General features: G+C 47.5%; 7 protein-coding genes. 5 read left to right on the top strand and 2 right to left on the bottom strand.

Features of this window, described 5'->3' with window-relative positions; translation table 11 throughout:
• Positions 1–2 precede the first annotated feature (2 nt).
• Complete coding sequence (locus tag ACZLMD_RS04275) at positions 3–1,187, top strand: carboxypeptidase-like regulatory domain-containing protein (RefSeq protein WP_489495173.1); 1,185 nt, start codon at positions 3–5, stop codon at positions 1,185–1,187.
• The gene (locus tag ACZLMD_RS04280) at positions 1,184–1,378 is read left to right on the top strand and encodes a hypothetical protein (RefSeq protein WP_489495174.1); all 195 of its coding nucleotides are present in this window, start codon (positions 1,184–1,186) and stop codon (positions 1,376–1,378) included. The genes ACZLMD_RS04275 and ACZLMD_RS04280 overlap by 4 nt, the downstream gene beginning before the upstream one ends.
• On the opposite strand, the gene ACZLMD_RS04285 is transcribed toward ACZLMD_RS04280, so the two are convergent.
• Together ACZLMD_RS04285 and ACZLMD_RS04290 are read right to left on the bottom strand one after the other, a co-directional pair.
• Positions 1,372–2,214 (bottom strand): hypothetical protein, encoded by an 843-nt coding sequence (locus ACZLMD_RS04285; RefSeq protein ID WP_489495175.1) that lies wholly within the window; start codon positions 2,212–2,214, stop codon positions 1,372–1,374. The genes ACZLMD_RS04280 and ACZLMD_RS04285 overlap by 7 nt on opposite strands.
• A gap of 249 nt (positions 2,215–2,463) precedes the next feature.
• The gene (locus ACZLMD_RS04290; RefSeq protein WP_482522099.1) at positions 2,464–5,223 is read right to left on the bottom strand and encodes a glycoside hydrolase family 3 protein; all 2,760 of its coding nucleotides are present in this window, start codon (positions 5,221–5,223) and stop codon (positions 2,464–2,466) included.
• Positions 5,224–5,422: 199 nt separating this feature from the next.
• Between ACZLMD_RS04290 and ACZLMD_RS04295 the strand changes: the two genes are divergently transcribed.
• From ACZLMD_RS04295 to ACZLMD_RS04305, 3 genes are all read left to right on the top strand, one after another.
• Entirely contained in the window at positions 5,423–7,018 is a 1,596-nt protein-coding gene (locus ACZLMD_RS04295) for a potassium/proton antiporter (RefSeq protein ID WP_118562027.1), read from the top strand.
• Between the two features lie 137 nt (positions 7,019–7,155).
• Positions 7,156–7,461: a DUF6110 family protein gene (locus ACZLMD_RS04300; protein ID WP_118562029.1), complete on the top strand. Its 306-nt coding sequence runs from the start codon at positions 7,156–7,158 to the stop codon at positions 7,459–7,461.
• A 6-nt stretch (positions 7,462–7,467) separates the two neighbouring features.
• The gene (locus ACZLMD_RS04305; RefSeq protein WP_489495176.1) at positions 7,468–9,558 is read left to right on the top strand and encodes a heavy metal translocating P-type ATPase; all 2,091 of its coding nucleotides are present in this window, start codon (positions 7,468–7,470) and stop codon (positions 9,556–9,558) included.
• Positions 9,559–10,049: the final 491 nt, after the last annotated feature.

Raw genomic sequence — 10,049 nt, forward strand, 5'->3', positions numbered from 1 at the left:
GAATGAAGAATGTAAAAAGAATTTTATTGTCAATGATTTTAGTGGTCGTTATACAGCTGTGCTTTCCGTGTGATACGATCAGTGCGACAGAGTTGTCTGCTTCAGGAAGAATTACCGGATTGCAGAATGGTGATGCTGCAAATGTTATTTTGTATAACAATTATCAGTCGTACAGTGCTGCAACAGATGAAAAAGGCGATTATTCATTCAGAGGCATAGAGTCGGGTGATTATTTTGTCAAAATTGATATGGCAGGATATTCTGTACCAAAACCTGTACAGGTGAAAGTAGAGAGTGCGGGTGTGGTCGTGCCGGACATGGAAGTGACAAAGGCAGCGGAATCGGATTATTTTTATCAGTGGAAGGCTGATGATACTTATTTCGGATACGAAGAAACGGCGAATGTTGTCAGTCCATGGAAAGTAGAATTTCTAGATGAAGATGTATATCCAAGTGATGCCACAGATTCCATTCGTTTATATCAGAAATATAAGGTTATCTTAAGTGATGAAGAGGAAAAATGGGCGGGAGATTACACCTCTCGTTTTTATGAATTGTATCAAAATATTCCGCAGCAGGGAGAGAAAAAGCCAAGTAAGTGGATTCTGACCGATAAACATATTAATAATGATATTACAATTACATATGGCGAAGAAGCAAATACGGTAACTTTATCAAAGGATGTTTTTCAAAACGCAATTCCAAGAAAAGCAAAAGTGAATGGAACTTTGGGAACTTTTTTCTCCAATCGTCTTTATGATGCTTTGGTGCGCTATGTTACACATGACGGGGAAGATATTGATGCAGTAGACTATATTCTGGTTCAGAATTTTGGGTGTTCTATCAAGGTTCCGGATTATGAGGAATTGACCGCAGGGGTAACGGATGAGACAGCGGCGGCTTTTGAAATGTTTAAGCCGGAGGAGCTGGTTGCTATTTTAAATATGTTTGAAGAGATGCCAAGTGGCTTTCATAAAATCAGTGGTTTGAAGTATTTAATAAGACGGACAGATGGAACTAAAAATCCAATATATCCAGATGCTGCAGCGGTTTCGTGGGTACATCATGATCTGGGATATATGGAATTCGTTGATGTTGCATTTAAAGGAGATCAGGTATCGGATACGTTTCGTTTAGTGCTGCATGAGAAATCTCATTTTTATACCGTGCACCGAAAATACAGATGAAACCGTTAAACACTCAGGCGATCATCCGTAAATATATGGGTATTTTTCAGATGGAGAGGGAAGACGCCATGCAGATGGCGGATCTGACACAGGGGTATCCGTTTGCGTTTCAGGTGTTAGGTTATCTGACATGGAATAATCATGGTGACTATCAAAATGTACGCACGGAATATGTGATCGATAATTATTGATCATATGGAAGCGGAAGCAGGAACACCAAACGGGCTGCTCCTATAATATGTATCCGTAATTCTGGACACATACCATAGGGGCAGCCGTAGTCCGTGCATAATACTTTGCCTCCGGTGACGTAATAAGACTTGTTGTCAACGCCGCAGTCGTAGGAAGAGTCGGCGCCGGTGTAGGTGCTTGTTATGGTGTCGTTTGGATCGAGGTCACCAAGCCGTTTGCCTTGTTTGGACAGACGTGTGTAGACACGTTCCTGATTGGAATCTGTGTGCTCGTATACCAGTGATTTTCCGTATGAGCCAAGGGAGTAAATGTAGGATGATGACGACATTTTACGTACTTTCCGGATCTTCTTGCCGGAAAGATTCATGACATAGATTCCTTTATCTTGGTCCTGGTAAAAAGTTTTATTGTATTTGGTTTTGACAAAATAGATCTTGTTGCCGATGACGATCGGATGATGTCCTTTGGTAAGCAGTTTTTTTGTTTTCTTTTTTACGTTGATCTTACAGATGTAGAAGTTGAATCCGTCACTTCCGTCTACGATGTTGTAAGTGGCATAAATATTGTTTCCTTTTATATTCAGATCAAAGAAACCGTTGGTTGTACGTCCCTTGTATTTATTGGAAACAATCATTTTCTTTTTGTGTGTCTTTGTATTGATCTTCATTAGATCCATTCGCAGACCGCTTCCGGAGTAGCTGTAGTAAATATCGTTTCCTTTCCGGCATGCGCCATCCGGTATCTGTACTTTGTTTGCGGCATGTGCTTTCCCGGGTGCAAATGCAGCCAAGGATAAACACATTATGGCTAATACTGCTTTTTTTGTGATTTTCATAGAGAAATCCACCTTTCTTTATTCTTGTATTTTGTGATGTTTGGGTCAAAAGTATTTTGTCGGTTGCCATATAGGACGTATATTTTTCATTTCTGCATTCATTTTAGCACTGTAATTTTTGGGTTTTAAACGAACTGACCGATGAGGAAATGCAGGGAACGAGACGTCCTTGCATGGATGAAAAGAAAAATCCCCGGATCGTGAAAAGATCCGGGGATGGAAATAGCTATAGATTGTTGGGGGCGGACATTAAAGCTCGGTTGACACCAGACGGAATCGGATGCTGTGCATGTCCAGTCCGCCCTGCGCAAAGAAGAGGCGCAGATTGGTATAGCGCGAGAACAGCGGAATGTCGATTCGGTGGGATACCGGAAGCCCGTTTGTGCCGTTCCAGGTGAAGGTGCCATATGCGGTTCCGAGACTGAACAGGGTAACCGGGATCTGCGCAACCTCACTCTGGGTGGAGCTTGCGGTGAGTGTCATTTCGTAAGTGCCGGCGGTCAGGATATCCAGACCGAAGCTGTAGTTTGTCCCTTTATCGGTACAGATGTCCGACAGATCGATCGTAAGATCGCCATCCAGTTCATAAAATTTGACGGTAGATTCGTCCACATCGGACTCGTCTGCCGGACGATTGATAATATTGATCCTGCATTCTGTGCCAAGCAGCCGGTTCATCGCATGGGTGTTCATGAGGAAACGGCAGATGTTGGCGGCACAACGCTGCAATTCGCTGCGCTGCAGGGAACCGTCCTTCAGAGAGGCGAGAATGTTGTCGTCATTCTGTGCACCGCAGGAGCATACCATGTAAACATCGTTCTGTGCCATTGCCATGGCAGCGAGGTCGGACTTGTCGACTGCCTGTCCGCGGCGGTTGATCTTTGCCCACCAGTCGGTCATGGCAAAGCCGGTAAAGCCCCAGTCGTTTCGCAGGATCTGTGTGGTCAGATCGTAGTTGGCAGCTGTCCAGACGCCGTTGACCGGTCCGTAGGTTGTCATAATGGAGTCCGCATTGCCCTCCTTTACGGCAATCTCAAAGCCCTTGAGATAGATTTCGCGAAGAGCACGCTCGGAGATTACGGCATTCGTATCGTGACGGTCGGTCTCCTGGTTGTTTCCGCAGAAATGCTTGATCGTTCCGGTGACGCCGGCACTGTGAAGTCCCTTTAACTGGGCGCTTGCAATGGTTCCGGTGAGGAACGGATCCTCGGATAAATATTCAAAGTTTCTGCCGTTTAACGGGTGGCGGTGAATGTTCATGCCGGGTCCCAACAGGCAGTCAACCTTATTGGCGATCATTTCGAGTCCGGTCAGGGAGAAAAGCTCCCGGATCAGTGTACGATTAAACGTACAGGCGATCATTGTTCCGTTTGGCAGGCTGAATGCTTTGGTACCGCAGTCGAGACGCATGCCGGATGGACCGTCATCACAGCAGCCACATGGAATGCCGAGAGCAGTAAGCTCATCAGAGACACCACCGAAGGCAGCAGCTGTTCCTGCAGTTACCTTTGGACTGTTCATGCCCTCTCCACGGATCATGCAGGATAGATCATAGTCGGTCAGTTGGGCGATAAATTCGTCCATGGTGTGCGTGCCGTTTTTGACATCGGCGAGGCGGATGCCCTTGTCTCCGGTGAAAGGAATTTCCTTCGGAAGATTGTCCTGACGGCGCTTTGCCTCATCCACATGAGAAAGCGGAACATTTTCCATGCGGATCACATAGCGGCCCTCGGAGATCTCCGGATGGATACGGTCAAATGATTCCACAGGGGCAAGAGCCTGCTCATGGCGGGAAATGACCTCTGTACTGTTTTGTGGACAATGATAGAACTCCTTCGCACTGCGCACATCAGAGCCTGCATAAAAGCGATAGGTTCCTTCTTCGAGGACGAAGCAGTGGGCGTGTCCGGTCACACCGGAATCATCATAGGAAGCAATCTGTGCATTGGACACGGAGATCGTCATGACCTGGGACTTTCCGGGAGCCAGAGTGTCCGTCTTTTCGTAGCCGCAGAGAACGCGGGACGGCTTGCCGAGCCTGCCCTGTGGTGCCTTACAGTAGATCTGGACAACCTCTTTGCCACTGTAATTTCCGGTATTGGTGACTTTGACAGTGAAGTCCCATTTATCGGACAGTTGTTTTGCGCCAGTGATCGCAATATCAAAGGTTGTATAGGAAAGACCAAAGCCAAAAGGATAGAGAACCTTATCGCGGGCAAATGTCTCAAAGTAGCGGTATCCGACATAAATATCCTCGGAATAGAAGTTTCTGTATGGATCACCAAAGTATGGAGCGGAAGGATAGTCGTTTACATTAGCGGCGATCGTGTCGGTCAGCTTACCGCACGGACTGATCTTACCGGTAAGCACGTCAGCAGTACCGGTTCCGCCGGTCATGCCGCCCTGCCATACATACAGGACAGAGTCCGGATCAAAGGACAGCAGCTCGTTCATGTCAATGATATTGCCGACATTGAGCAGTACGATCATTTTCGGAAAATGGTGGCGGACCTTTGCAAGCATGTCCTTCTCGGCAGCAGTCAGAAGATAGGAGCCCTCATGCAGAGAGTTGTCCTGTTCTTCGCCGGCAGTACGTCCGATGATGACGATCGCGGTATGGCTGCTTTCAGAGACATGTGCGACCAGCGCCTCGTCCAAAGGCATCTCGGTTTGTGACCATGGCTCCTTACCCCAGCCGTCTCCGAGATCAAAGGGGTTTTCACTGTCCCATTTCCGGTACACATCGAGCAGTTCTTCGTTGACGGAGACACCGTTTTCCAGCAGACCGTCCGGAATGCCGGTGATCTTTGATACATTTACCATACCGCCGGATCCTGTTCCGCTTTTATAATAATGAAGTTGAATGCGTCCGAATAACGCGATTTCATCGTCCGGATTTAACGGAAGTGCATCGTTATCGTTCTTCAGCATGACAATTCCCTCAGAGACAACCTGTGCCGCTGTTTTTAAATATTGCTCCCAATCAAGTGTTTTTTCTGTCTGTGCCATGATAATCCTCGTTTCTCTTAATATTTCTTACTTCACATCATATCGACCTTACAGAATAAGTCAAGAGGAAAGCAGATAATTCATTTTATTTTAATGTTTCCGTGCTGTGTTGTCTTTCCATCGAATATAGTATATGATTGTAGAAATTGCGACATATATTAGGTAGGGATACGTGTTTCCCATGGATGAGGAGGAGTGCATGACAAATTACATATTGATTGTTGCGGCAATTATTTTACTCTGTCTGTTTCTGAATAAGATATCTGCGAAGCTTGGCATTCCGGTGCTGTTGGCGTTTATTCTGCTCGGCATGCTGTTTGGAACAGATGGACTTTTGAAGATTTCATTTGACAATTATCAGATAGCGGAGCAGATCTGTACGGTTTCGCTGATCTTTATTATGTTTTACGGCGGCTTTGGAACGAACTGGAAGCAGGCGAGACCGGTGGCGGGAAAAGCAGTGCTGCTTTCCACGCTGGGTGTGCTTTTGACGGCAGCGGCGACAGGGATTTTCTGCTGGGGCGTACTCAGGTTTGATTTCTGGGAAAGCATGCTGATCGGTGCGGTATTAAGTTCCACAGATGCGGCTTCTGTGTTTTCGATCCTGCGTTCAAAACGCCTCAATCTGAAGGATAACACGGCATCCATGCTGGAGATGGAGAGTGGTAGTAATGATCCCTGCTCGTATATGCTGGCGGTGATCATTCTGGCAGTGATGAAGGGCGGCTTTACCGGGGAAAGTCTGGTGAAGCTTGTGCTGCTGCAGGTAATCTTCGGTGTGCTTATCGGTGTTCTTACGGCGGTCTTTGGTGCATGGGTGCTTTCGCGTATGAAGAATGCGGGGGACGGCGTGGATACGATCTTCGTATTCAGTATGGCGCTTTTGTCCTATGCCGGTGCGGCAATCCTTGGAGGCAACGGTTATCTGGCGGCTTATCTTGCCGGTCTGATCATGGGAAACCGTCCGCTTCACAATAAGAAGTCGCTGGTTCATTTTTTTGATGGTCTGACAGGGCTGATGCAGATGCTGATCTTCTTTCTGCTCGGGCTCCTGGCGTTTCCGTCGGCATTGCCCGGGATCATCCCGGTGGCATTTGCGATTGCATTGTTTCTGACCTTTGTTGCAAGACCATTGTCCGTGTTTGCAATATTAACGCCATTCCGGTGCTCCGCCCGTCAGCAGCTTCTGGTGTCGTGGTCGGGATTGCGAGGTGCCGCGTCTATTGTATTTGCCATTCTGGCGACTGTGGATCCGGCATATACGAAGAACGATCTCTTTCATATTGTAATTTTTATTGTGCTGTTCTCAATCAGCATTCAGGGATCGCTTCTGGGTTTTATGGCACGCAGGCTTGATATGATCGATGACAACAGCAACGTTATGAAGACGTTCAGTGATTATTCCGAGGAGGTTCCGGTCGAGTTTGTCAAGATTATGATCAAAAAGGATCACCCATGGGCGGGGCACCGGATCAAAGATGTCACATCTCTGCCGGATCTTCTGTTGGTGTTGATCCTGCGTGGGGAGGAACGGATCGTGCCGAACGGCGATACTGTGATCATGGAGGGCGATAAGATCGTGCTCAGTGCACTTTCGCCGGAAGAAAATCTGGGGCTTTATCTGTCGGAGATTGAGATTGACAGGGAGAGTCCGTGGATCGGTCTGCCACTTTCCAGGGTCAAGCTTCCGGAGGACAGTCTGGTGCTTGTACTGATGCGTGAGGACCGCGTGAAAATACCGAACGGTAACACTGTGATACGTGAAAATGATATTCTGGTCATTAGTCAGGTATAGACTTTATTGATAAAGAATATCAATAAAGAAATAAATGCTTGATTTCTTTGGGAAGGAAGAGTATAAAATTGTTACACTATAAATAAAACGTGGGGGATTTTATGTATTCCCACGGACAATACAGGAGGCGTATCATTATGTTAGATTGTTTAAAGAAAATTGATAAGGCAAAGACAGGAATTTTTGCAGCAGGCGTTTTATTCGGAACAGCAGGCATCAAGATTCTCGCCAGTGATGATGCGAAGAAGCTTTACACAAACTGTACAGCAGCCGTTCTTCGTGCAAAGGAATGTGTTTTAAAGACTGCAGCATGTGTTCAGGAGAATGCGGAGGACATTTATGCAGGTGCAAAGCAGATCAACGATGACCGTGCAGCAATGGACGAGGAATTTGAGGATGAGTCTTTCACAGAGGTTGAAGACGAGGAAGAAACAGAGGCGTAGGTCGATATGAGATTTCAGATCAAACATGAGATAAAGGGAAGACTTCGTGTTCATGTGATCCGGAAGCGGATGAGCTTTTCACAGGCAGACACACTTCAATATTATCTGATGGGACTTACGGGCGTACAGAAGGTGAAGGTCCAGAACAGAACCTGTGATGCCATTATCGAGTATGACGGGGACCGCGGGGAGATTTTGAAGGAGCTTCAGAGATTTTCGTATCAGCAGACCGAGGTGCCGGCGGATTATCTTAAGAATTCCGGACGGGAAATGAATCAGTATTACTGGGATAAGCTGGTGAATAGGGTCATTCTTCATTATGGAACGAAGCTTTTCCTGCCGATATCGGTGAGAGACGTCATTGCGACCGTGAAGTCTGTGAAATATGTCTGTGAGGGCGTGCGGACGCTGCTGAAAGGAAAGATCGAGGTGCCGGTTCTTGACGGAACGGCGATCGGTGTTTCGGTATTCCGTGGAGATTACAGCACGGCAAGCTCCGTCATGTTCCTGTTAGGTATCGGCGAGATCCTGGAGGAATGGACTCACAAGAAGTCCGTGGAGGATCTGGCACGAAGCATGTCGCTCAACATCAGCAAGGTATGGCTGATCAGAGAAGGAAAGGAAGAACTCACGGAGCTTACGGCGGTGAACTCCGGAGACCGGGTTGTTGTCCATATGGGTAATGTGATTCCGTTTGACGGCGATGTGGTTGCCGGTGAGGCGATGGTTAATCAGGCGTCCCTGACCGGTGAGTCCAATCCGGTCAGAAAGATTGAGGGCGGTTACGCCTATGCGGGCACGGTTGTCGAGGAAGGTGAGATCACAATCTGTGTCAAGGAGGTCAACGGCTCCAGCAAGTATGAGAAGATCATGACAATGATCGAGGATTCCGAGAAGCTTAAATCCTCACTGGAGGGCAGAGCGGCTCATCTTGCCGATCGGCTTGTACCGTATACCTTTGCGGGAACGGGTCTTGTATGGCTTCTGACGCGCAACACGACCAAGGTGTTGTCGGTGCTGATGGTTGATTTCTCCTGTGCACTCAAGCTTGCAATGCCGCTGACGGTTCTGTCAGCGATACGCGAGGCAAGTACATACGATATCACCGTGAAGGGCGGTAAGTATCTTGAGGCGATGGCTGAGGCAGACACGATCGTGTTTGATAAGACAGGAACCCTGACGAAGGCGCAGCCGACCGTTGTGGATGTTGTATCCTTCAATGGACAGTCTTCGGATGAGCTGCTTCGTATTGCGGCATGTCTCGAGGAGCATTTCCCGCACTCTATGGCTAAGGCTGTTGTCGAGAAGGCAGTGGAGCGTAATCTGGTTCATGAGGAGCTTCATTCTAAGGTCGAGTATATTGTGGCACATGGCATTTATTCTACCATCGAGGGTAAGGAAGTCGTGATCGGAAGTCACCATTTTGTCTTTGAGGATGAGCATGCCGTGATTCCGGAGGGTAAGCAGGAGCTGTTTGATCAGCTTCCGGAGCAGTATTCCCATTTATATATGGCAATTGAAGGCAAGCTTGCGGCAGTCATCTGTATTGAGGATCCGCTCCGTAAGGAGGCTCCGGAGGTAATCCGCCGGTTAAAGCAGTGCGGCATTTCCAAGGTTGTCATGATGACCGGTGACAGTGACCGGATCGCATCCACGATCGCACACAAGGTCGGCGTGGATGAGTATTATTCCGAGGTGCTTCCGGAGGATAAGGCGAAGTTCGTTGAGAACGAAAAGAAATCCGGCAGAAGGGTTATTATGATCGGAGACGGCATCAACGATTCGCCGGCATTGTCGGAGGCAAGCGTAGGCATTGCCATCAGCGATGGTGCGGAGATCGCCAGAGAGATTGCGGATGTGACGATCAGTGCAGATGATCTGTATGAGATCGCGACACTCAAGCGGCTCAGCGACGCCATGGTCAGACGGATCAATAAGAATTATCATATGATCGTCGGTATCAACACCGGACTGATCCTGTTAGGCGTAGCAGGGGTCTTCCAGCCGACGATGTCTGCTCTGCTGCACAATACCTCAACGATATTGATCAGCTTAAAGAGCATGGAAAATCTTCTGGATACAGGAACTAAACTATAATTTTTGCTGCATTACCGGAAGCAATGAAACATTTAAAAACTAAAACTGTGGTGCCGGAAATGATGCACCACGGATCAGTTAATAACTCAAACTTCGCACACCGATTAGTTGATTGCGCCCATACTATTTCTTATGTCCGAGGAAAATTAATATAGATTTTTGCTTCAGGATATCTGACGAAACCGTGAGCTGGTGGTATTAAAATTGTCTTGTCACTTACGGATTTCAAAAAGTCTAATTGCTTTGCTGCTTTGATTTTTGATAAACGCATCCTGCCGTACTCGCTCCGAGGTGGGATTCAGATGTTTCGAAAGGCACTTGCACCCGCCGGTACTTACGCCCCATACTAAATAAAATATTCATATCTTACTGTAAAATCAATATGGGGCGTTATGTACCGCTGCGTGGTGCAGTGGTAGCGGGAGCGTGCCGTCCGAAATAGCTGAGCTCACCTACGGAGCTCAGTCGTACGGATGCGTATTTATCAAAGC

It is taken from the genome of Jutongia sp., from assembly GCF_057878315.1.